This is a genomic window from Paludisphaera soli, assembly GCF_011064595.1.
GTDB lineage: Bacteria > Planctomycetota > Planctomycetia > Isosphaerales > Isosphaeraceae > Paludisphaera > Paludisphaera soli.
This window is the reverse complement of the sequence record NZ_JAALJI010000007.1, coordinates 155,655-179,336: the sequence shown is the minus strand read 5'-3', so window position 1 is coordinate 179,336 and position 23,682 is coordinate 155,655. Positions and strand designations below refer to the sequence as shown.

17 protein-coding genes are annotated in these 23,682 nt (G+C 70.6%); 6 read left to right on the top strand and 11 right to left on the bottom strand.

Features of this window, described 5'->3' with window-relative positions; all coding sequences use genetic code 11:
* Positions 1-27: 27 nt before the first annotated feature.
* The 3 genes from G6O68_RS11705 to G6O68_RS11695 all read right to left on the bottom strand — a co-directional run bounded on the left by G6O68_RS11705 (position 28) and on the right by G6O68_RS11695 (position 3,239).
* Complete coding sequence (locus G6O68_RS11705) at positions 28-891, bottom strand: sugar phosphate isomerase/epimerase family protein (protein ID WP_165247861.1); 864 nt, start codon at positions 889-891, stop codon at positions 28-30.
* A 204-nt stretch (positions 892-1,095) separates the two neighbouring features.
* Positions 1,096-2,022 carry a 1-phosphofructokinase family hexose kinase gene (locus G6O68_RS11700; protein WP_240911135.1) on the bottom strand — a complete coding sequence of 309 codons (927 nt, stop codon included), beginning with the start codon at positions 2,020-2,022 and terminating at the stop codon, positions 1,096-1,098.
* Between the two features lie 182 nt (positions 2,023-2,204).
* On the bottom strand, positions 2,205-3,239 hold the full coding sequence (locus G6O68_RS11695) for an extracellular solute-binding protein (RefSeq protein WP_165247859.1): 1,035 nt from the start codon (positions 3,237-3,239) through the stop codon (positions 2,205-2,207).
* Positions 3,240-3,420: 181 nt separating this feature from the next.
* Between G6O68_RS11695 and G6O68_RS11690 the strand changes: the two genes are divergently transcribed.
* From G6O68_RS11690 to G6O68_RS11665, 6 genes are all read left to right on the top strand, one after another.
* Positions 3,421-4,755 (top strand): Gfo/Idh/MocA family protein, encoded by a 1,335-nt coding sequence (locus G6O68_RS11690; protein ID WP_165247857.1) that lies wholly within the window; start codon positions 3,421-3,423, stop codon positions 4,753-4,755.
* Between the two features lie 320 nt (positions 4,756-5,075).
* Positions 5,076-6,878 (top strand): peptidylprolyl isomerase, encoded by a 1,803-nt coding sequence (locus G6O68_RS11685; protein ID WP_165247855.1) that lies wholly within the window; start codon positions 5,076-5,078, stop codon positions 6,876-6,878.
* Between the two features lie 172 nt (positions 6,879-7,050).
* Positions 7,051-7,377 carry a hypothetical protein gene (locus tag G6O68_RS11680; RefSeq protein WP_206108074.1) on the top strand — a complete coding sequence of 109 codons (327 nt, stop codon included), beginning with the start codon at positions 7,051-7,053 and terminating at the stop codon, positions 7,375-7,377.
* A 36-nt stretch (positions 7,378-7,413) separates the two neighbouring features.
* Positions 7,414-10,272: a hypothetical protein gene (locus G6O68_RS11675; protein WP_165247853.1), complete on the top strand. Its 2,859-nt coding sequence runs from the start codon at positions 7,414-7,416 to the stop codon at positions 10,270-10,272.
* A 131-nt stretch (positions 10,273-10,403) separates the two neighbouring features.
* The gene (gene thiC / locus G6O68_RS11670) at positions 10,404-11,741 is read left to right on the top strand and encodes a phosphomethylpyrimidine synthase ThiC (RefSeq protein ID WP_165247851.1); all 1,338 of its coding nucleotides are present in this window, start codon (positions 10,404-10,406) and stop codon (positions 11,739-11,741) included.
* A gap of 142 nt (positions 11,742-11,883) precedes the next feature.
* A complete protein-coding gene (locus tag G6O68_RS11665) occupies positions 11,884-13,329 on the top strand; it encodes a glycoside hydrolase family 140 protein (RefSeq protein WP_165247849.1) in 1,446 nt (481 codons plus the stop codon).
* Positions 13,330-13,390: 61 nt separating this feature from the next.
* Here the strand turns inward: G6O68_RS11665 and G6O68_RS11660 are convergent, their stop codons facing one another.
* The 8 genes from G6O68_RS11660 to G6O68_RS11625 all read right to left on the bottom strand — a co-directional run bounded on the left by G6O68_RS11660 (position 13,391) and on the right by G6O68_RS11625 (position 23,520).
* Positions 13,391-14,818, bottom strand: a complete 1,428-nt coding sequence (locus G6O68_RS11660) for a neutral/alkaline non-lysosomal ceramidase N-terminal domain-containing protein (protein WP_165247847.1) — start codon at positions 14,816-14,818, stop codon at positions 13,391-13,393.
* Positions 14,819-14,867: 49 nt separating this feature from the next.
* Entirely contained in the window at positions 14,868-16,037 is a 1,170-nt protein-coding gene (locus G6O68_RS11655; protein WP_165247844.1) for an ATP-binding cassette domain-containing protein, read from the bottom strand.
* A gap of 24 nt (positions 16,038-16,061) precedes the next feature.
* On the bottom strand, positions 16,062-17,231 hold the full coding sequence (gene devC, locus G6O68_RS11650) for an ABC transporter permease DevC (RefSeq protein ID WP_165247842.1): 1,170 nt from the start codon (positions 17,229-17,231) through the stop codon (positions 16,062-16,064).
* A gap of 67 nt (positions 17,232-17,298) precedes the next feature.
* Entirely contained in the window at positions 17,299-18,552 is a 1,254-nt protein-coding gene (locus G6O68_RS11645; RefSeq protein WP_165247840.1) for an FtsX-like permease family protein, read from the bottom strand.
* Positions 18,552-19,640: an HlyD family efflux transporter periplasmic adaptor subunit gene (locus G6O68_RS11640; protein WP_165247838.1), complete on the bottom strand. Its 1,089-nt coding sequence runs from the start codon at positions 19,638-19,640 to the stop codon at positions 18,552-18,554. Before G6O68_RS11640 ends, G6O68_RS11645 begins: the two co-directional genes overlap by 1 nt.
* 246 nt (positions 19,641-19,886) lie before the next feature.
* Complete coding sequence (locus tag G6O68_RS11635; protein WP_165247835.1) at positions 19,887-20,639, bottom strand: gamma-glutamyl-gamma-aminobutyrate hydrolase family protein; 753 nt, start codon at positions 20,637-20,639, stop codon at positions 19,887-19,889.
* Positions 20,640-21,197: 558 nt separating this feature from the next.
* On the bottom strand, positions 21,198-22,991 hold the full coding sequence (locus G6O68_RS11630; protein WP_240911134.1) for a cytochrome b N-terminal domain-containing protein: 1,794 nt from the start codon (positions 22,989-22,991) through the stop codon (positions 21,198-21,200).
* Positions 22,984-23,520 carry a QcrA and Rieske domain-containing protein gene (locus G6O68_RS11625; RefSeq protein WP_165247833.1) on the bottom strand — a complete coding sequence of 179 codons (537 nt, stop codon included), beginning with the start codon at positions 23,518-23,520 and terminating at the stop codon, positions 22,984-22,986. The genes G6O68_RS11630 and G6O68_RS11625 overlap by 8 nt, the downstream gene beginning before the upstream one ends.
* Positions 23,521-23,682: the final 162 nt, after the last annotated feature.

Below are 23,682 nucleotides of genomic sequence, written 5' to 3'. Positions count from 1 at the left end.
GGCTCCTTTCGAGACGACGGAGGGAGGTCAGAGGGCGCCGAGCGCCTTGTAGGCTTCTTCCAGGCAGACGCGGATGTCGTCGGCCGGGTCCTGCTCGTTCTCCTCGTACTCCAGGGCGACGAGGCCCGTGTAGCCGTTGGCGGCGAGCACCTTGAACAGGCCGGGGTAGTTGAGGTCCCCCTTGCCCAGGATGGTGAAGTGTTCGGCGTCCTTCACGTCCTTCAGGTGGACGCCGAAGACGCGGTCGCCGAAGACCTCGGCGGCGCGGACGGGGTCTTCCTTGGAGCGGAGGAAGTGGCCGGCGTCGATGCAGCAGCCGATCTTCGGGCTGTGGCCCTCGATCGCCTTGGCGATGACGTCGATCCGGTCGTAGCGGTGACCGGGGCCGTGGTTGTGGATGCCCACGCCGATGCCGAACTCCTCGACCAGCTTGTCCAGCTCGTCGAAGCTGTCGGGGTCGGGGTCGGCGGAAAGGTACTCGACCCCCATCTTCTTGGCGAACTCGAACGGCTTGCGGTTGTTCGGGTCGCCCTTCTTGAAGGGGATGACGCCGTAGCCCACGACCTCGACGTCGGCCCGCTTGAGCAGGGCCTGGGACTTGGCCAGGGCGTCGGAATCTTCGCTCATGGGGATGTGGCCGGGGTAGGCTTCCCAGTATCGGATTCCCAGGTCGCGGGAGACGGCCAGGGCCCTCTCGACGCTGGACTGGCCGCCTTCTTTATAGCCCCGGAGCGAGTAGCTCTGGAGGCCGAGCCGGAAGGGCGCCTTGGCGATGGCGGCGCCGAGCGTGCCCGCCATGAGGGGCCGCCCGGCGGCCAACGCGCCGAGCGCGGCGAGGCCGCCGCCCAGGAGGCCGCGTCGGGAGAGATTCGCGTCGCGTTGCGTGGACATCTTGGGATTCCCTGATTCCGGAGGGTCGTTCCGGGCGGTCGAACCGCCCGCCGGGGGGCGACGAGACGACCCGCCGCTCGCCCCCGCTCACGCCTGCGAGGCTACCCCACCGCCCGGCGGGTCGCCAGGGGCTACCCGGGCGGGACGGGCCGGTCCTGGGTTAGAAGCTCGGGCCGTTCGCGGGCGCGGCGAAGGCCCCGACGTTCAGAATGCCTCCAACTCCAGCTCGTCTTCGAGGCGCTCGACCGTCTCGGGCTCGATCGCGCCGGCGTCCCAGACGGAGGCGTTGGCGGCCGCGCAGGCGACGGCGCGGCGAATGACGGCCTCCGGTTCGCTCCCCTTGAGCCAGCCGTCGACGAGCCCGGCGAGCAGCGAGTCGCCCGAGCCGATCGGGTTCTTCAACGGGATCTCCGGCGGGGCGACCTGATAGAGCACGTCGCCGAACTGGACCAGGGCCGGGTCGGGGCCGTCGGTGACGATCCCACAGGCGACGCCCCGTCGCCTCCAGTCGCGGAGTAGCCGGACGACGTCCTCGTCGTCGACCGAGGGCTTGCCCAGACGCATCGCCGCCTCGCGTCGGTTCATCTGGATGACGGTCGGCCAGAACCCCCAGATGGCCTCCAGCGCCGGGCCGTAGGTGTCGAGGAAGACGGGGATGCGGCGGGCCCGAGCCAGCGAGATCAGCTCGCTGTACACCCCGTGCGTCGTGGGGGAGGGGCTGGAGCCGGAGAGCGTCAACGCCTCCACGCCGGGCTCGGACAGGGCCCGCTCGACCTGCGCGACCAGCTCGTCGGCCTCGGCCTGAGAGATCGCCGGGTCGGGGTCGAAGAAGGCCGTCTGGTCGGTCGTCCCCTCGGTCGCGACGGTCAGGATCACCCGCGTCGTCGACCGCGTCTCCACAACGATCGGATCCAGGCCGTCGACCTCGGCCAGGAGGGCCCGGCAGGTCGCGCCGGCGGCCCCGCCCAGGAACGTCACCGGCCGCGACGACCTCCCAAGCCGCTTCAGCGCCCGGGCCACGTTGTTCCCCTTGCCGCCGACGACGTCGCGGACCGCCTTGCCGCGCACCGAATCGCCGGGCTTCCAACCCGGAACCACCAGCGTTTTGTCCAGGCACGGATTCAGCGTCACGCACAATATCATGAGCGAGGAAACCATCAAGGAGTCGGAGGAATGCGGAGGCGCGGCGGACCGGTTCCACCTGATCGACCAGACGCCTATTGTCCCGGCGATCGGCCCGAGAGCAACCGAGGAGCCTGAAAATACCCGTCCCCGCCGCCGGCGGAGCCTCGGGCGATCCCGCGGGGTCGACCCTACTCGGCGAACTCGGCGGCGAGGAAGGCGGCGGCCCGGTCCCACGCGTCGGCCGCGGCCTGGAAGTCGACCTTCATGGCGGGGACGGTGGCCGGGGTCTCGACGCGGGCGGGCTTGGTGACGGACTTCAGGAGGGGGATCTGGGCGCTCGGACCGTCGGCCAGGCGGTTCTCGACTTCCGGTGAGAGGATGGCGTCGGCGAGCTTGCCCGCCGCGACGGGGTGGGGGGCCCCCTTGATGACGGCGAGGGTGTTGGGGATGAACAGCGTGCCGAGGCCGCCGGGCTCGCGGTCGGGATAGATGATCTCGACGGGGGCGCCGGCCTCGATCTCCAGCATCGCGTCGTCGGTGTCGGTCAGGCCGAAGACGAGCTGGCCCGAGGCGACCGCCGCGGCGACCTGTCGGTTGCCCGCGAGCAGCTGGACGTCGTTGGCCTTGAGGCTCCGGAAGAACGACTTGGCCTTGTCGTCACCCCAGGCGGCGAAGAGGCAGGCGGCGTGGGTCGCCGTCGTGCCGAACAGGGGCTTGGCGATCCCCACCCGGCCGTTCCAGCGAAAGGAGGCCAGGTCGGCGATCCCTTTGGGACGCTCGGGCTTGGGGATGAACCGAGTGTTGACGATGAGGACCCGGGCCCGGCCCGCGAAGCCGTACCAGCATCCCTCGGGGTCCTTGAACGCGTCCGGCACGTCTCCCGAGGAGCGCGGGTGGAAGGGCTGCAGCAGCCCCTTCCGCTTGAGACGGATCGTGTTGAGGATCTCGTTGTTCCAGAACAGGTCGCAGCGGGTGTTGACCGACTCGGCCATGATCGCGTTCACCAGGCCGACGGTCTTCGTGCTCTCCACGTCGTACTTCGCCCGCAGGGTGAGCCCTTCCCGCTTCGTCAGGTCCGTAAGCACCGGATCCGAGAACTCGCGGTCGAGCGCCGAGTAGACGACGACCGACCCGTCTTCCGCGTGAACGGCCGGGAGAGTCCCCAGGCCGAGGACGAGCAGCGCGAGGCCGACGAGCTTCTTGGGGGAAGGGACCTCGCGCATCGCGTCTCTCCTGGCGAACTTCAAGTCCTGGTCTTGCGGAAGTCCCTGAAGGTTAGGAGGCCCCGGAGGACGCGTCAAGCCGGCGGGGCGGCCGGGCGCCCCGTTGATCGCGCCTTACGCCCGGGATACAGTCGGCGCGTTGCGAGGATGGTCCCCCCTTCCCCCCTCCCGAGGACCCGCCATGACGATCGAACGGAAAGCCAGGACCGAAACCGGGGCCAGCCGACGAGGCTTCCTGACCACGGCCGCGGCCTGGGGCGTCGCCGCGAGCTTCCCGACCATCGTCCCGGCCCGCGCGCTCGGCCGCGGGGGCGTCGCGGCGCCGAGCGAGCGGATCGGCCTCGGCGTCATCGGCTACGGGCCGCGATGCACCTACGACCTCGGCCCGATGCTCGCCCAGCGGGACGTCCAGGCCCTCGTCGTCTGCGACGTCCAGGCGAAGCGACGGAACGCGGCCAAGGAGCGGGTCGACAAGCATTACGGCAGCCAGGACTGCGCCTCGGTCCGCGACTTCCGCGAGGTGCTCGACCGCAAGGACGTCGACGCCGTTCTGATCGCCACCGGCGACCGCTGGCACGCCCACGCCTCGATCCTGGCCGCCCGAGCCGGGAAGGACGTCTACAGCGAGAAGCCCTGCGGCCTGACCATCGACCTCTGTCGGAAGCTCGCCGACACGATCCAGGAGACCGGGCGGGTCTTCCAGGCGGGCACCCAACGCCGGAGCGTGCCGAACTTCCAGTTCGCCGTCGACCTCGCCCGGAGCGGCAAGCTCGGCAAGCTGAAGACCCTGTACGCCTCGGTCTACACCCCGTCGATCGACACCCAGTGGCTGCCGACCGAGCCGACGCCGAAGAAGGACGAGGTCGATTGGGACCTCTGGCTCGGCCCCGCCCCCTGGCGGCCCTACAACCACGCCTACGTCGAGGGTCGCTGGCGCGGGCAGTACGACTTCGACTCGGGGGCCCGGCTCCTGGACTGGGGAGCCCATACCGTCGACCTCTGCCAGTGGGCGAACGACGCCGACGGCACCACGCCGATCTCGTTCGAGCCTTCCGAAACCCGCATCACCGCCCGCTACGCCAACGGCGTGGAGCTGGTCCTGGACTTCCTCAAGACCCCGTTCGGCGAGCGCACGGGCTGGATCACCCCGCTGGGGACCTGCCCGGTCCGGTTCGTCGGCGAGGACGGCTGGGTGGAGACCGGCGACAACGGCGGCGTCGAGATCCGGCCCGATGGGCTCAAGGCCAAGCTCAACGACCTCCCCGCCGGCACGCCCGACAGCGGCCTCGACGTCGGCGCCCACGCCCGCAACTGGCTGGACTGCATCAAGTCCCGCGAGAAGCCCGCGGCCAACGCCGAGGTCATGCGGCGCTCCCACGTCGCCTGCCACGCCGCCGCCGCATCCTGGATCCTCGGCCGCAAGCTCGAATTCGACCCGGTCAAGGAGGCTTTCGTGAACGACGACGAGGCCGACGGCCTCCGCACCCGCCCGTTCCGCGAGGCCTGGAAGGTCTGAGCCGGACCTCATCGCCCCCATCGCGATCGGCGGGCCGTCGCCAATCCCGGGACGGCCCGCCGATCGACCTTGCCCGGAACCGAGATTCCGATATCTTGCACGACGCGGGACTCCGCGAACGCCACGTCTTCGAACCGACGTCCCGGACGGGAACCGACCCGGGCCCCAGCCTGTCGCATGAGGGGGCCGGCCTCGGAGCTTCAAAAACAGTGAAGTAGACGCGATCGGCCCTCGCGGGCCGTTCCCTCGCGGCTTCGCGGGCGGGGCCTGCTCGTCCCGCGCGGCGGGGCCTCGGCTCTCCAAGGATGGAGACGGTAGCGATGAAGAGACAGACCCTCGCAGTCGCCCTGATCGGAGTCGCGATCGGCGGCTGCGCGCAATCGCGAAACGCCCGGATGCCCGAAACGTCGGGCGACGGGCCGGTCGGGATGGAGGCGGTCCCCTCGATCCACGACACGATCAATCGCGGGACCCACCCATCCGTCGCACGCGCGACGCTCCCCGACCCGGCGAACCCGAACTGGTCGGGCCACCCCCTGATCGCCAAGCGGCCCGAGACCGGCCTCGCGCCCAGGGTCGCCGCGTCGGACGGAGGGCCGCCGTCCACGACGCCGGCCCCTACCCCGCCGCAGGCCCGCCAAGGCGAGTCTCCCCGGCAGCTCGCCGCGGCCCCGGCATTTGAAGCGACGCCGACCTCGGGCGATCTCCCGAAGCCGGAAGAGGCCGTCGCGAGCGATGCGCCCGCCCTGCCGCCGGCCCTGGAGGCCGACCCCGACCCCAACTCCGACGTCGCGATGCAGGCCCCGCCGCTCCCCGACGCCGAGCCCGCCCCGGCCCCTTACCAGGCCGAGGTCGAATCCGAGGGCGACCCTCTGCTGGGCCCGAAGCCCGAACTGATGCCGGCGATCGAGGTCGCCCCCGCCCCCGCCGAGGCACCCGCGAAGCCGAAGGCCGCCCCGTCGGCCGAGCCCGAGCCCGAGCCGTCTCCGGCGCCCGCGCCGGCCGAGGAAGCCCCCGACCTGTCCCCGGCGCCGGCCAAGGCCGACGCCCCCTCGGCGGGTTACGTCGCCCCCCGGGGCGACGGCCAGGTCCGCCAAGTCGCCACGACGTCGGCCGCCCCAGCGGCCGACGTCGTCGGCTCCGCGAACGTGAAAGAGGCCGGTCTCGCCGCGGCGCGCATCGGCGACGACGTCATCACGATGGGCGAGCTCAGCACGGCCGTCAGGGAGGCCGTGCGCAAGCAGGGAGGCAAGGCCGGCCAGCTCTCTCGCCAGGAGCTGAACATGGTCGCCAAGCACGTCCTCGCGGCGCTCATCGAGCGCACCATGCTGGTCCAGGAGGCCAAGCACCACCTCAAGGACGACGACAAGCAGATCAAGCGGCTCCTGGACGTCGCCGACAAGGTCTGGCGCGAGGAGGAGCTGCCCGTGCTACGCCACCAGAACCTCGCGGACGACGACGTCCAGCTCCGACGGAAGCTCTCGGAAGAAGGACGCTCCCTCTCGGCGATGCACCAGAACTTCCGGCAGGAGTTCCTCGCCCACGTCTTCATGCAGCAGCGACTCAGCGGGAAGGTCGCCGTCGGCCTGCCCGAGATGCTCGCCTACTACAACAAGCACGTCAACGACAAGGAGAACCACCGCACCGCCGCCATCGTCTGGCGCGAGATCCTCGTCGAGAAGGGCCGCCACGCCACCGAGGCCGAGGCCCGCGCCAAGATCGACGCGCTCCGAGCCCGCCTCGACAAGGGCGAGGATTTCGCCGCCCTCGCCGCCGCCGAGAGCGAAGGTCCCAGCCGGGTCAAGGCCGACGGCGGCCTGATGGAAACCGCCCCGGGGAGCTACGTCGTGGCCGCCGTGAACCAGGCCATCGAGACCCTCCCGCTCGGTGCCGTCAGCGGCGTCATCGAAGGCCCGACGAGCTTCCACGTCGTCCGCGTCGAATCCCGACGCTCCGCGGGCCCGGCCTCGTTCGCCGAGCTGCAGGACGAGATCCGCAAGACGCTGGAGAACGAGAAGTCCGGACAGGAACGCCAGGCCCTCATCGCCCAGATCCGCAAGAAGACGTTCATCACCACCATCTTCGACGGCACCGAGAGCGACCCCCGCAAGCTCGCCCGCTGAGCCCGCCCCCGCCCCCCCGCCCGCCTCGGCCGTCGTCCTCTCCGCCGACGCCCGATCCCCCGCATCCCCATCCCTCCCGCCGGTCGCCGTTGCCCTGCAAGTCCCGGGCGGGTATCGTGTCGCCGGCCTCGGATCGAAGGTCGAGCCGAACCGCAAGGGGAGTCCCGCTCGGATGGAGCCGCCCAGACGCTTCCGCTATCGGCCGGTCTGCTCCGCGCCCGGATGTCGGGAGCCGGCCGTCTACAAGATCGCCGCTCCCTGGAGCGACGGCCCCCGACGCGAGCTGAAGAACTACGGCCTGGCCTGCGCGATCCACCGCGACGCCCAGCTGGCGCGAGGCCGGTCCCACCGCGACGGCCTGAAGCTCGAGGTCGGCGAATCCATGGGCGACGTCCGCCTGTTCCGCCTCGACCCCGACCGACGCGACACGGAACTCGACTGCGTCGGCGACGAGGCCCCCCCGGAGCCCGCCGACGTCCCGCCGACCGCCCCCGCCTGATCGAAGCCCTGCGACGGAACCCGGAGAACTTCAAGGATGACGTTCCGACCGCCCCGCCCCCTCCTGCTCCCGCTGGCGATCGCGCTCGTCCTTGTCGCGAGGACCGCGGCGCCCGCCGCCGAGCCACCGCTGGGCCCCGTCCATCTCCCCAGGGAATGGCAGGACCGATTCTGGGCGACGCCCCAGGCCCAGACGCTCCTGAATCTCTGCCCGAGGCAACTCGCCGATCTCGTCCCGGTGCAGTCGGGCCTGAAGTTCTGCGCCTGCCCGGCCTGCGGCGCCCCCGAGCGGAGCGACCCCCTGGCCTGGTCGATCGAGAAGCCGAAGGACGTCGAATGCCGCAGGTGCAAGGAGACCTTCCCCAACCCCGCCTACCCGCTCCCCAACAAGGCCGACGGGCTGATCCCGACCGAGAAGGTCGAGGTGCTCCCGGGCGTCTGGCACATGTACCCCTACCACCCGGTCGTAGTGGAGAAGGCCGAGTACGCCGACGAGCGGCTCTACATCAACGCCAAATGCGACTACGAGGCCCGCGCCTACCTCTCGAAGGCCGCCCTCTACGCGGCCGTCCGCTGGCATGAGCAGGAGCCCGCCGAGCGCGATCCCTTCCTCCCCCAGATGGCCGCCGTCATCCTCCTTCGGTTCGCCCAGGTCTATCCCCAGTACGCGATGCACACCGACCAGCCGGGGGTCGCCAAGCAGTTCCAGCCCGCCCGCGTGCCCCCCCCGTACCGCCGAGGATTCCAGACCGGCAAGTGGGAGTGGAACGGCAGCCTGGAAACCCCGATGAACCTGATCCTGGCCTACAGCCTGATCCGCGACGCCGCCGACTGGGCCGAGGCCGGACGCCTGCTGGACTGCGCAGACCCCAGGCGCGTGATCGAGGACGACTTCTTCCTGGCCTCGGCCGAGCTGGCGAGCCGCCAGCCGGACGACTTCACGGAGGAGTCGCTGCACGTCTACCGCGGGCTCCTCGGCGTCGGCCGGCTCGTGGGGAACGAGGTCATGGTCCGCGAGGCCCTCTCCCGCGTCGACGAGTTCACCCGCCGGGGCTTCTACCACGACGGCTTCTGGCGGACCGCCGACGTCGTCGGCCACCGTCGCGTGCTCGGCCTGCTCGACGGCTGGATCGACGGCCTGGCGGCCGGCCGGCCGGCCCTGGGCGGCGGACGCGAGGCGGACGCGACGGCCGGCAAGGCCGCGCTCCCCATGATCGACCTGGCCCGCGCCGCCGCCTCCGCGGTCCCCTCGCGGCCCGCGGACCGCGACGTCCAGCGCGTCTCCTGGCCCGTGGAGACCGGCTACGAATCGAGCCGGCGGCCGATGCTGCTGGGGGGCGCGGGCCTCGCCCTGCTCTCCGTCGGCGAGGGGCCCCGATCGCTCGACGTGGAGCTGCGAGGCCCCGACGGCCTGACCGACCGCCGCTCGGCGCGGCTCGCGTTCCGGCTGAGCGCGGGGGGCGTCCCGCTGATCGACGACCTCGACGAGCGGCCCCCCACGGCCAACGGCTGGGACCTGGCGACCGCGAGCCACAACACGGTGGTCGTCGACGGCCTCAACCAGCGCGAGACGCCCCAGGCGGCCCGCATCCCCACCCTCGGCAGCGACTTCAAGTTCTTCGCCGCCGACCCCGACTTCCAGGTGGTCACCGCCTCCGACCGCTACGCCTATCCGATCTCCACCAGCCGATACCGCCAGACCGTCCTGGTGAGCGGGTCGGCCGACCGCCGCTTCGCGATCTCGATCTTCGAGGTCGACGGCGGCCTCCAGCACGACCAGATCTTCCACGCATCGGCCGGCGTGGGGGCGTCGTGGCGGCCGCTGGGCCGCTCCTCCCCCGCGGCGGGGAGCCTGCTCCCCCCCTCGATCGCCTTCCTCCCCAAGGCCCGGCCCGAGGAAGGGCGTTGGTTCGTGCAGTCTTACGGCGAATTCCGGCCCCGCCTCCAGGCCGCCGTCTCGGGGCCGACGCAGGTCGAGCTCGGCGTGTCGAAGCCCGCGTCGGACGCCCAGCTCGCGAGCCTCGGCGGCCCCGGTGCGGCGGGCCAGGCCCCCGCGCTCAGGCTCCACGTGCTGGGCGACTCGCCGTCGACGCTCATCACGGCCGACTCCGCCGACGCCCCCGAGGCCCCGGGCGAGGCGTCGACGGCGACGCGCTCCAGCCTGATCGTCCGCCGCCGCTCCGAGGCCGGCGACGGCCTGCGCACGGTCTTCGTCACCGTGTTCGAGCCGATCGAGCCGGGCGTCGCCCCGCTGGACCGGGTCGGCCGAGTCGAGTCGATCGGCGAGGCCGTCGTGCTCCTGATCGACTCGCCCCACGGGTCCGAGCACCTGATCTTCAACAGGACGGCCGGCACGACCATCCGGGTCCAGCTCGCGAACGGCCGGTACGTCTCGACCGACGGCCTGGCCGTGCGGATCCGGGGCGACGAGGTCGTCCTGGCGGGCGGCAGCTTCGCGGAGGCGGCGGGCAAGCTCGTGTCTCACAAGAGCGTCCGCGGCGCGATCACCGAGGCGACGCGAGGCGTCGGCGAGCGGGGCCGTGGCTGGTTCCTGACGCCCGACAAGCTCCCCGAGGGCCTGGCGGTCGCCGGCCGCACGCTGTTCGTCGAGCACGGCGACGGCGGCGTCCACGCGTGGACCCTGGACTCGATCGAGCCGACCCCCGAGGGGACGCGGCTCCACGTCCGCGAGGAGCCCGGATTCCGCATCGACCCCGCGACCGGCTCGGCCGAGTATTACCAGTATCCCCTCACGACGAGCCCGGGCCCGCACAAGTTCCGCCTGGCCCAGATGTCGCGGAGCCCCCGCGAATCGGTCGGCGGCATCCCCAGGCCGGCCCTCGGCGCGACGGCGCGGCGGACCGGCCCGACCGGTCGTCGAACCGCCGAGAATTGACCGCGAGCTGGACGCCGGTCTACGATGGGAGGAGCCCCGTCACCCGGCTGGGACGGGTGCCCCAGCAGACCTGACTCGGACCGACCGGCCCCCGGGATCGCGACCGAGTGATTCGGAGAGGACCTTGTACGATGACGCAGATTGAACTGGCGCGACAGGGCGTCGTTTCCCCCGAGATGGAGCACGTCGCGCGGCGCGAGGGGCTCGACGCCGAGACGGTCCGCTCGGAAGTCGCCCGGGGGCGGATGATCATCCCGGCCAACACGGTCCACCTGGGGCTGGGCCTGGAGCCGATGGCCATCGGCATCAAGGCGAAGTGCAAGATCAACGCCAACATCGGCAACTCGGCCGTCACCTCCGACGTCGAGAACGAATTGGCCAAGCTCAAGCTGGCCGTCGACCTCGGCGCCGACACGGTGATGGACCTCTCCACCGGCGGTCGCATCGACGACATCCGCCGGGCCATCATCCAGGCCAGCCCCGTCCCCATCGGCACCGTTCCGATGTACCAGGCGATCCAGCAGGTCAAGAAGGTCGAGGACCTGACGGCCGACGACCTGCTGGCGATGGTCGAGCACCAGGCGAAGCAGGGGGTGGACTACATGACCCTGCACGTCGGCATCCTCCGCGACTACATCCCGCTGACGGCGCACCGCCTGACCGGCATCGTGTCGCGCGGCGGTTCGCTGATGGCCCAGTGGATGATCGCCCACAACAAGGAAAACCCGCTCTACACCCACTTCGACGACCTCTGCGACATCATGCGGCAGTACGACGTCTCGTTCAGCCTGGGCGACAGCCTCCGCCCCGGCTCGCTGGCCGACGCCTCCGACGCAGCCCAGTTCGCCGAGCTGAAGACGCTGGGCGACCTGACCCGCCGCGCCTGGGAGCGGGGCTGCCAGGTCATGGTCGAGGGCCCGGGGCACATCCCGATGGACCAGATCGCCATGAACATGGAGAAGCAGGCCGTCGAGTGCAGCGAAGCCCCCTTCTACGTCCTCGGCCCGCTCGTGACCGACATCGCGCCGGGCTACGACCACATCACCTCGGCCATCGGCGCGGCGCTCGCCGGCTGGCACGGCGCGAGCATGCTCTGCTACGTCACCCCCAAGGAGCACCTGGGCCTGCCCGAGGTCGAGGACGTCCGCCAGGGGGTCGTCGCCTACAAGATCGCGGCCCACGCCGCCGACCTGGCCCGCCACCGCCCCGGCGCCCGCGACCGCGACGACGCCCTCTCCAGGGCCCGCTACAGCTTCGACTGGGAGGAGCAGTTCCGCCTCTCGCTCGACCCCGAGACCGCCCGCCGGATGCACGACGAGACCCTGCCGCAGGAGGCCTTCAAGACGGCCGCCTTCTGCAGCATGTGCGGCCCCAAGTTCTGCTCGATGCGGATCTCCGAGGACATCCGCAAGCACGCGTTGGCAACGACCTCGCTCGTCCAGCTCGAGCCCGTCGCCGCCGGTTCTTGAAGTCGGGCCCCGGTTCGCGTAAAACGTGCGGAAACGACCGAGGGGCCGACGGGACGCATCCTGTCGGCCCCGCGTCGCGCGCCGATCGCGACGCGGCGCGTCCCCTCTCCTCCGCACGGCCCCGGGCCGGAAAGCCCCGCTCATGAGTCGCCTCCCCTGGCTCCTGCTGCTGGTCGCCTCCCTCGCGACAAATCCTCCGGCTTCCACGAGGGCCGACGAGCCGCCCCGCCGGTTCCCGACCCAAGTCAGCCCCGACGGCCGATCGCTGCTGGCCGAGGACGGGAAGCCGTTCTTCTACCTGGGCGACACCGCCTGGGAGCTGTTCCACCGCCTCGACCGCGAGCAGGCCTATCGGTACCTGAAGGACCGCGCCACGAAGGGCTTCACCGTCGTCCAGGCCGTGGCCCTCGCCGAGCTGGACGGGCACTCCACCCCCAATCCCTACGGCCATCTGCCGCTCGTCGACCTCGATCCGGCCCGGCCGGCGGTGAAGGACGGGCCCGAGAACGACTACTGGGACCATGTCGATTTCATCGTCGACCGCGCCAACGCCCTCGGCCTGACGATCGGGTTCCTGCCGACCTGGGGCCGCTACTGGCACGACCCGGTGAAGGACGGCAAGCCCCTGTTCGACGCCGAGAACGCCGCGAAGTACGGCGAGTGGATCGGCAAGCGGTACGGCGGCAAGGGGGTGATCTGGATCCTGGGGGGCGACCGCAACATCGAGAACGACGCGCAGCGCGGGATCGTCGAGGCCATGGCCCACGGGCTTCGACGCGGGGGCGGCGTCAAGCGGCTGATGACGCTCCACCCGACGGGGGGTCAGGGCTCGTCGCAGTGGTTCCACAAGTCCGACTGGCTGTCGTTCAACATGCGGCAGAACGGCCATAACACCGACTACACCGGGACGTACGACCACACCAAAAGGGACTACGACCTGCAGCCCCGCAAGCCGGTGATCGACGGCGAGCCGCTCTACGAGGCGCATCCGATCTCGTTCAAGGCCGACCGCAACGGCCACTCGATCGCCGCCGACGTGCGTCGGCCGCTCTACTGGAACCTCTTCACCGGGGCCTGCGGGCACACTTACGGCCATCATTCGGTCTGGCAGATGTGGCAGCCCGGCCGCGCCCCGATCAACAACCCCCTCCTGCCCTGGAGCGAGGCCCTGGACGACCCCGGAGCCGGCCAGATGCAGCACGGACGCAGGCTGATCGAGTCGCGTCCGACGGCCAACCGCATCCCCGACGACTCCGTGATCGTAACCGACCGCGTGGCGACCTCCGTCCCCGGCGCCGGTCGCTACCGATTCGTCGCCACCCGCGACCGCGACGGCTCCTACGCCATGGTCTACGCGCCGATCGGCCGGGCTTTTTCCGTCCGAATGGACTCCATCAAGGGCCCCACGGTGCGGGCCTGGTGGTACGACCCTCGGACCGGGAAGGCCGAGTCGATCGGCGAGTTCGCCAACCAGGGGGAGCGCCGGTTCATGCCCCCGGCCCCCGGCGAGGGCCTCGACTGGGTTCTGGTGCTGGACGACGCCTCGAAGAACTACCCCCCGCCGGGGCGGCCGCTCGCGGGCCGTTGAGGGCCGTATGCGAGAAGCCGCGACCCGACGCACCGTCGGGTCGCCCACTCCCGCGGGACGCTCACTTCCGCATCGAGGGCAGCAATGACTCGGGCACAGAGAGGAAGTCGGGCTCCGGGGTCGCGGAGGTCCGCCTGTAGCCCTCGCCGACGAGGCCCTCGACGGTCCCGATCACCAGATCCTCGACGGCCGGGGTATAGCGCGAAGGCCAGCCGTAGTAGATCTGCGAGAAATCGGGCTCGTAGCCCCCCTCGGCCAGCACGCGTCGCGAGGGGATGTAGCCGGGGACGTCGTCACTCCAGCCGTTGACCCAGAGGCGGGTCCAGTCCAGCTCGCGCTTGAGGCGGACGGCGTAGTCGACCGTGACCTCGCCGGGCAGGAAAACGATCGCCAGGTCGTCGCCGAACCGCCAGGTGGTGATGGGATACGGGACAACCGTCGGCAGCCTGCCGTCGCGGTCGAGTTGCGCGAGCATGCGCCTGGCGTGCCGGCCCTCGAAGCCCTCGCGCTTGGCCTCGCGTTCCCAGTGGGCGCGGTCGTGGGTGGTCTCCAGCGGCAGCTCGATCGCCTTCCGGACGACGTCGGGGGCGGCCTTGAGCGGGGTGAGGGACGAGCCGGCCAGGCGCGTGACCTCGGCGGCGATCGCGCGGCCGTGGCGTCGCGACAGGTCGAGGTTGCCGGTCGGCTGGGGCCCGACGTCGGCGCCGCAACCGATGGTGATCAGGGCCGTGGCCCCCGGCGCGGCCTGCTCGATGTCGGTCGCGGCGAAGCCGGCCCAATCGCCGCCGACCCGGTTCTCGCTCCCGGCGCTGGTGCAATGGCAGGCGTAATTGGCCCAGACGGCCACGAGCTTGCCGTCGCGGCGCGCGAACAGCGCGGGCATGCTGTGGTCGACCGGGGCCTTCTCGGCGAATCCGAAGCCGACCCACTTGCCGTCCTTCATCCAGCGGCGATTGCCGCCGAACGTCGCCCGCCCCTGCCCCCACGAAAGCTCGGCGGGGCTGCGGTCGCGGACGGCCTCTAGCGCGACCTCGACGATCTTCTCGGTCAGCCATTTCGTGTAGGCGCCCGTACGCCCGTGCTCCTCGGGCGTGTCCCGCCCCTCCCAGATGAGCGGGGCGTAGCCGTCGAGCGTCGGCGAATTGTGGGTGTGGGTGGAAGCGACGACGAGTCGGGCCGGGTCGAAGCCCCCCTTCTCGCCCGCGAGGCGACGGACCTCGGCGACGACCGTCGCGGGGACGCCGCAGTTCTCGACCGCGACCAGGACCACCGGGTCGGCGTCGCCGATGGCCAGCGCCCGCGCCGACAGCGGCGCGTCGACGGCCTTGTGCTCGCCGACGCGGTGGCCGTAGCCGGCGAGCAAGGTCGGGTGCGTCGGCGTGACGTCGACCTTGGCGACTCCCACCGCGACGGCGTCGGCGGCCTCCGCGACTTCCGGGGCTGGGATCGGCAGCAGTAGGGCGGCGAGCAGGACTGACGCTCGGTTCATCGGCGAACCCTCGGGTGTGAATTCCAGGGTGCGGTGGGACGGGACGCGCTCAAGGAGCGGACGGGGAAGACGGCTGGGCGACCGGCGAGGCGCCGGCCAGGATGCTGCGGATGCGGGTCTCGAAGGACTGGTCCTCGGCGAGAGCGTGGAGGAAGTCGTCCTTGGTCAGGACGTACAGCTCCATCTCGGTCCTGGCGGTGACGGTCTCGGGCACGGGCATCTTGAAGTAGGCCGAGATCATCCCAAAGCTCTCGCCGTAGCATTTCTCCTCGTCGAACTGGCCGTCCTTGTAGGCGTCGGCCACGCCCGAGCCGACGACGAAGAAGCGGTCGCACTCGTCCCCCTGACGAACGATCGTCTCCCCGGGGACGCGCGCCTCGACGGTCATGGCGTTGGCGATCCTCGAGAGCGTCGCCTCGGAGAGGCCCTCCAGCCAGGGGGTGGCGGCCAGGGCGCGGACGATCCGCACGGCGACCTTGGTCAGCGAGTTGGTGACGATCCGGCCGCCGATCATGTTGACGATCCGGTCGGCCTTGTCGATAACCCGCTGGTCGTGCGTGACGAGGAGGATCGTGGTCTTCGTCGGGCCGTCGGCCAGGCCGCGGAGCAGGTCCAGGACGATCTGGCTGGACTTGGCGTCGAGCGAGGCCGTCGGCTCGTCGGCCAGCACCAGTCGGGGCTGGTTCACCAGCGCCCGGGCGATCGCCACCCGCTGCTTCTGGCCGCCGGACAGCTCGGCGGGGCGGTGGTGGATGCGGTCGCCGAGCCCCATCTTCGTCAGGATGTCGACGCAGCGACGGTCCATCTCCTCGGCCGACGCCGGCTTGAGGGCCGTCGCCATCCGGACGTTCTCCAGCGCCGAGAGCGAGGAGAACAGATTGTGCTGCTGGAAGATGAAGCCGACGTCCTTCCGGAGGTCGACCTGCTCCCCCTCCCCCGCCTTCGACAGGTTCTTGTGCAGGACTTCCAGGTAGCCCTCCTGCATCTTCCGGAGCGCCCCGATGAGGGTCAGAAGGGTCGACTTCCCGGACCCCGACGGGCCGGTCATGATGACGACCTCGCCGCGGCTGATCTCCAGGTGGTTGTCGAACAGGACCTGCGTCCGCGTCTCGCCGGCGCCGTAGGCGTAGTTCACGCCCACGGCGCGGATCACGACGTCGCCGCCGGCGGGCAGGTTCACGGCCCGGGTCATGGTCGTCGTGAAGGTGGCCGAACTCATGCTGGTTTCCTCGATCGCGAAGCCTTAGGCGAAGAGCTGGGCCGGGTCCGCCGAGATCAGCCGACGCGCCGCGAATGCGCCCGATCCCAGGCACATCGCGATCGTCAGGGCCAGGATCAGGTACGGATTGTTGCGGGGGACGTCCATCGGCAGGCCCGTCAGCCGGTGGACCCACTGGAACAGGAAGAAGCTGACGGCCAGCCCCGCCGCGTAGCCGAGGAGCGCCAGATACAGCGCCTGGGTCAGCACCACGCGGTAAAGCGCCGCGTTCGAGTAGCCGATCGCCTTGAGAGTGGCGAACTCCGGGAGCCGGTCGCTGATGTCGGAATAGAGCACCTGGTAGCAGATGACCGAGCCGACGATGAACCCCATCACGACGCCGATGTAGAACACGGTGCCGATCGGGGCCACCTTGTCCCAGAAGTCGCGCTCGCGGGCGATGAACTGGTCCAGGGTCATGACGCGGACGTCGGGCGGGAGGGCGGCGGCCACGGCGTCGCGGACCCGGCGGGGGTCGGCCCCGGGGCTGGTCCGCAGCACGCCGACGTGGACCCGGCGGTCCATCAGCGACGGGCCGTCCAGCTCCGGGAACGCCGCCATCATGTTGCGGTCGCTGACCACGAGGTTGCCGTTCGTCTGGACGTTGATCCCCAGCGAGAACGTGCCGACGACCTCGAATCGCTTGCCGGCCAGTTCCGAGACCTGTCCCGCCCGGAACTCGCCGAACTGGTCCTGGCGCGATCGCTCGTCGGCCATCGCCGTGTTCGGGCGACTCCAGAGGTCGCGCGCCGCCTTCAGCTCGGGGAGGTCCAGGACGTCGTCCTCCGGCGGGTAGCCGACCACGCAGACCCTCGCGTCGCGCCCGGTCTCGGGATTGCGCCAGTACGAAGACCGGGTGACGGTGTAGAGCGGGCTCGACGAGGCCACCCCGGCCACCCCGCGAGCCTGGACGATCCGCTCCAGCGGGAACGGGAACGGGACCGACAGCGTGTACAGCGTGCGGCTGACGAGCACCACCTGGCCGTCGATCCGCTCGATCACGTTGACCATGCTGTCCAGGATCGACTTGCGGAAGCCGTTCTCCATGAACATCAGGGTCGTCGCGAAGGCGACGCCGGCGACCGACGCGAGCAGCCGGAGCTTGTGCTCGGTAAGGTTGCGCCAGGACAGGGGGACGTGGCGGCCAAGCTGCATGCGATGAGTTCCGTCGACGGGGACGGGCGGCCGGCGCCGCCGGGGCGTTCGGTTTCCGATCGAGGATTCAGAACAGATCGGCCGGCTCCGCGGCCCGCAGCCGGTTGACCGTCAGGCCCCCCGTGACCGCGCCCACGGCGAGCGCCAGGCCGAACGAGAGCGCCAGGTTCTGGCGCGTCAGGACCATCGGGATGCCCGCCAGGACCTCGGTCGCCCGATAGACGACCGCCGCGATCGCGACGGCGACCGCGAACGAGATCAGCATGTAGAGCATCGACTGGAAGACCAGGATCCCCGCCAGACGGAGGGTCGAGTAGCCCATCGCCCGCAGGGTCGCGTACTCCGGCAAGTGCTCGCGGACGTCGTTCGAGAGCACCTGGTAGACCACTACGGCCGCCACGCACATCGCCACCAGGACGCCGATCGCGAAGAGCTGGCCGGTCGAGGTCTGGTTCACCCAGTGGTCGACCTCTTCCTCCAGGATCGCCTCGCGCGAATCGACGCGGACGTCCGGAGGGAGGGCGTCCCGCAGCCGAGCCACGGTCGCTTCGACGGTCCCCGGCTTGACCTTCAACAGCCCGAAATTGGTCGTCTCGCGGGACTCGTAGCCGCAGATCCGCACGAAGTCGTCGTCCGAGCAGAGCACCGTCGAGTCGGCGGCGAAGCCTCGGAGCATCGAGAAGCCGCCGACGATCTCCACGGCCGTATGCTCCAGCTCCCAGTCGTGGTAGCGGTCGCGCACCTGCCAACCGAAGTCGACGTGGGATTGCTCATTCAGGAGGATCCGGTTCGGCACCCGCAGCCTCGCCTTGTTGACCTCGATCGACTCCAGGATCGGCGACCGGAACGGCGGATGGTCGAGGTCGAACCCCATCACGTAGAGCTGCCGACGCTGCAGCGGCCGAGGCGCGTCCGCTCCGGCCAGCCAACGCGTCAGCGCCCCGGGCGAGGGCGCCGAATCCGACGGCGGGTCGGAGAGCGGGTTCGGGGGACATCGCCAGAGGGCGAAGGTCGCGTAGAGCGGCGTTGCGGCGACGACCGTGTCGAGCCCCTCGGCCTGGCGCAGCCGCTCCAGCGGCAGGAAGCCCGGACCGTAGAACTGCTCGAATCGCTGCGAGGTAAGCAGGACGTCGAAGTCCAGCACGTCGAAGTTGTTCGTGGCCGTGATCCGGACCGCCTGCAGGAAGCCGAGCTGGAGCAGCACCATCGTCAGCGAGAAGGCCGCCCCCGAGATCGCGGCGAGCGACCGTCGGCCGCCGTGCGCCACGTTCCTCCAGGCGAGCGGAGGGTTCCGGAACCCGAGGCGAGACGTCAGCGACATCAGCCCCCCCCGCCGGGGGTGATTTCGACCTCGGCCTCCAGGTTGATCAGGCGGGCGGCCTTGCCGGGGTCGTCCAGGGCCACCCAGACCTTCACCACCCGGACGTCCTTCAGGGCACGGGGGTCGATGCTCGCGGCCTGGTTGCGGCCGACCAGCGAGCCCACCTTGGTCACCTTGCCGGCGATCGTCTCGCCGCCGATCGCGACGGTCGCGGCGTCACCCTCCTTGATCCGGAGGACGTCGGCCTGGAAGACCTCGGCGACGGCCACGAGCGCCGAAACGTCGCCCATGACGAGGAGCTGGCCCGAGCCGACCTCGCCGGCATGGCCGATCACGTCCAGCACCTTGCCGGCCCGGGGGGCGACGACCTGGGTCTGCTCCAGGCCCGCCTTCGCCAGCTCGACCTGGGCGGCGGCGAGCTGGAAGTCGGGGTTCTCGTCGCCGAGCTGGGCGTCTTCCAGTTTCCGCTTCTCGGCGGTCAGCTCGGCCTCGATATCCAGGAGGCTCTTGTCCAGCTCGGCCTGCGTCGTCTTGGCGAGGAGCTCGACGTAGCGTCCCCCCTGCTCCAGCTTGGCGGGATCGGCGGCGCCCACGAGCGATCCGACGTTGTACAGGGGGGTGGCCTTGTCCAGGAGCTTGCGGAGTTCCCCGGCCAACTTGGCCGCCGCCTGGACCTTGGGACCGTGGGTCTTGTCGAACTGCGAGCGTTCCAGGTTGATCTCGTCACGGCGCGATTTCCGCTTGAACTCGACCTGCCGCTGCTGCAATACCGCGAGGGCGAGTTGCGCCTCGGCCTGCTTCCGCCCCTCGAGGATCGCCAGGACCTGGCCGGCGGCCACCTCGTCGCCCGGGGCCGTTTTGATCTCGTCGATCCGCTGGCCGGGCCGCGAGCCGACGGTGATCAGCCCGGTCGCGGGCTCGATCCGGCCGAGGGCGTGGACGCTCCCCTCCGTCGAGACCGACGCCGGCGAGGTCTGGGCGTCTAGCCTGGTCGGCAGGGCTGCGAGAGGGGCCAGGATCGCCGTCAGGAGCGCGGCGACGCTCGCACGAGGCCGGGGCCGGCGGTCGCGGGGTCTTGGTTCCGTCATATCTCAAGCTTCTCCGCGCGGATCGGGGCTCGGGACGACGACGGCCGGCGGACCGGCTTCGGGCGCGTCCTTGGGTCCAACGGTGCGATCTTAGCGCAAGCGACGCGCGCCGTCCACGCCCCGACCCCGCGAACTTCACCCAGTGCAAGCCGCGCGCCGGGGCGGCCTTCGAAATCGAAGCGGCCTCGCGCCCGATGAGAGGGGCGCGAGGCCGTGGCAAGGGAGCTTCGAGACCGGCTGCGGGGCTCAGCCCACGCGGGCGAGCGTCGGCGCGGCCTTGGCGTCGCGGGCGGCCTCGACGAAGGCTTCCATGAGCTGCATGTCGAGCGAGATGTGGCCCTCGTTCTCGGGGTGCCACTGGACGCCGACGACCCACCAGCCCGGATCCTTGCCTTCGTAGGCCTCGATCAGCCCGTCCGGCGCGAGGGCCGCGATGCGGAAGCCGGGGGCGAGCTTGCGGACGCCCATGTGGTGGTAGCTGTTCACCCGGACCTCGCCCGGCCCGTAGATCTCGGCCAGGCGGGTCTTCGGCCGCATGGTCACCGTGTGACGATGGGCGCCGCCGTGGGGATCGTAGTGCGGGATGCACTTGGGCAGGTCTTCGGGGAGGTGGACGAACAGGCCGCCGCCGGCGACCACGTTCAGCTCCTGCATGCCCAGGCCGATTCCCAGGGTCGTGATCTTCTCCTGCTGGACCAGCTTGCAGAGCAGCCGGTCGGACAGCTCGCGACGCTCGGACATGACGGTGACCGAGGGGTGGGGCGCCAGGCCCATCTTGCGGGGGTCGAGGTCGTCGCCGCCGGTCAGCACCACGCCGTCGAGCTTGTCGAGGATCGGGAGCATGTCGCTCTCGCGGGTGAACGGCGGGATCATGATCGGCAGGGCGCCGGCGGTCATCAGCGCGTCATAGTAGCCGGTCTGGGCCAGGCTGTGGGGGGTGCGGCTCTTGCCCGAAGCCCGGAGATCCATGTTGATGCCGATGAGCGGTCGGTGGTTCATGGCGGAATCCCTTCCGAAGATGTTTGGTGGCGAGGCGGAATCCGTTCCCATCCTCACGAGGCGCGCCGAGGCCTGGAGCCGTCGGGACGCCCTACGGAGGACCGCGCAGTTGCGAGATCGACGAAGGATTGGCGGAGCCGGGTCGACGTATCGACCAGGTCTCGAAGCGAGGACCCTTTCAGGTCGTCGGGTGTATCGGGTGGGCCCGTTGGGAGAGGGGGGGATCGCCTGTTCCGAACTCTGCGTTCCCCTCCGTGGGCCGAGCGTTCAAGGCCGGTGGAGTCTAGCGATCCCACCACCCCGATATCAAGCGATTTTCCCGGCAAATCGCCGGTTTACGTTGAATTTGCGGACCCGATCGACCGACGGGAAGCCGGGTATGCCAGGCCCCCTCCGCGACACGTGTTCAAATGCCACCGAGTCCGCCGCCGGTCGACGCCGAGGTCTCGCCGCCCCCGTCATTTTGGGAACCTGAAGTCCCCCGCCCGGTGGGAAGCTCGCGGTCGGATTTCGAGAAAGGACGCGGGGCGCGCCGAAGCCGACGCGCCCCGCGAGGGTTCAGGGCCGGGGGGCGGCCGGGGCCTCGGGCTTGAGGTAGTCGCCCTTGATGTAGCGGACGATCATGCTGAGGTCGGACTCGTTCAGGTCCTCGGGGGCGGCGGCGGGCATCCGCTGCTTCTCTTCCAGATAGCCGTAGAGCGCCGCCTCGCCCGGCTTGCGGATCATCCGCTTCATCCAGCGCGGGGAGCCCCACGCGAAGAGGTCGGGGGCGTCGCGGAGGCCGCCTTCGGTGTAGCCGTCGATCAGGTGGCAGGTGCCGCAGTCCTTCTGGAAAAGCTCGTTGCCCGGATGGTCGACGACGCCCGGCGTGTTGAGCCACTCGTCGACCGTCTGGTCGGCGGGAATGCTGGCGAACGACGCCACGAACTCCGCGACCTGGTCGAGCTGCTTGGCGTCGAGCTTCGAATTCTGCTTCCATTCGGTCATTCCGTCGCACTCCGGCGACTTGCCGAAATAAGCGTCGGCGTCGGGCTTCTCCAGCAGGCCGCGGATCCAGGCGTAGGAGCCGAAATCCTTCAGGTCGGGCGCCGACTGCTCGCCGGTCCCCTCGCCCCCCAGGCGGTGGCAGCCCAGGCAGGTCTTGTCGAGCAGCTCCGCCCCGCGCGTGAGCGGGTCGAGCCGCATCAGGTAGCTGGACCCCTCCGGCGGGACTCCGAAATCGGGGTGCGAGGCGAGGAACAAGGCCCGCTCGGTCGATTTGTCGGCCTTCTCGCGGGCTTCCTGGAACTGGGTGCTGGCCATGTCCTCGCGGAACGACTCGAGGGTCAGGTAGCCGGCGCCCCCCGCGAGGGCGAAGACCGTGGAGCAGACCAGGAAGTGCAGCGGCTTCGAGGGGAGGACCTTGTCCAGCAGGGGGAGCAAGGCCAGCGTGGTCATGAGCGCTCCGGGGATCGCGATCGAGCCGACCCACTCCAGCCTGCCCGGGAACAGCTTGAGCATCTGGAAGAGGAACCGGAAGAACCACTCCGGCCGCGCGGGGTAATCCGAGCTGGAAGGGTCGGCCGGGGCGTCGAGCGGGGCCCCGCCTTCCCAGAACACCAGGCCCACCATCACGCCCAGGATCGCCGCGACGGCCAGCGAGTTGCGAAAGGTCTGGTCGGGGTGGTAGGTCGAGGGTGCCCCTTCCGGGGGCGGGGTCGGGTTCGCGGGGGCCTTCAGGCCGTGTCGATATCGGAGCGCCAGGTGGGCGCCGAGGCAGACGGCCAGCAGCACGGGCAGGATCCCGACGTGCAGGCCGTAGAACCGCGTGACGGTCTGGTTGCCGTATTCGGATCCGCCGACGACCACGGTCTTGACGTAGGGGCCGAGGACCGGGGCCCCCCCCATGATGTTGGTGACGACCTTGGTGGCCCAGTAGCCCTTCTGGTCCCAGGGGAGCTGATAGCCGGTGTGGCTGAACGCCAAAATCAGCGTCATCAGGGCCAGGCCGAGCCACCAGTTGACCTCGCGAGGGGCCCGGTACGCGGCCGTGAAGAGCACCTGGAGCAGGTGGACGAGGAGCAGGACCATCACGGTCTGGGCGCCGAAATGGTGGAGCCCCCGGATGAACCAGCCCATCCACATCTGCTTCTCGATGTAGAAGACGCTCCCCCACGCGGTCGAGGAGGAGGCGCTGTAGGCGGTCATCATCATCAGGCCGGTGAAGGCCTGGATGAGCAGGATGGCGAGCAGGGCGGAGCCGCAGACGTAGCCCCAGCGGGGGCCGGCGGGGAGGGGCTCGTCGCGAAGGGCCCGCAGCCGGCCGTTCAGCCCGGTGCGGTCCTCGAACCAGTCGACCAGGAGTTTACGCAAGGGGGATCTTCTCCTCGGCGAGGGTCCGGAAGCGCTGGAATCGGACGCGGACCTCGGGGTCGGCGTCGTCGCTCAGCTCGACGTCGAGCCGATCCATGGGCCGGGGCGGGACGTGGTTCTGCGGCGTCCCGTCCAGGGCGAAGGCGCTGGTGTGGCAGGGGCAGATGAAGCTCTTGGCGTCGCCCGCGAGGTTGATCGCGCACCCCAGGTGGGGACACTCGGCGGAGTAGGCGATCACCGGGGGCTCGGCCCCATCCGGCTGGCGGACGAGCCAGACGGAGCCGGCCGGCTCCTTGGGATACTTGACCCAGGCGTCGACCTGGTCGCGGACCACGCCGAAAGACTGCGGCACGCCGACTTTGAGCTGGCTGAGCGGGACGAGGCCCTCGAAGACCGGGGCGTCGGCGCCGGCGGGCGAGGCCTTTCGCAGCGGGTTGAGGAGGAAGGCGGCCGCGGGCAGCGCGACCGTCAGCTTGACCAGGGCGCCCAGGGCCTTCGTCCCCAGGCGGTGGAAGTCGCGTCGATTCATGCGGGGGGCCTCTTCGTGGTGGGAGGGCGCGCAAGGGCGCGTCGGCGGCGCGGACGCCGATCGGCGGCCCTCGCGGGGGCGGCCTCGACGCCCGGCGGTCGGCGGGCCCGGCCCTCGGCGGTTCGCCTTGGGCCGGGTGCGGGCTGGCGTGCGCGCGGCGGG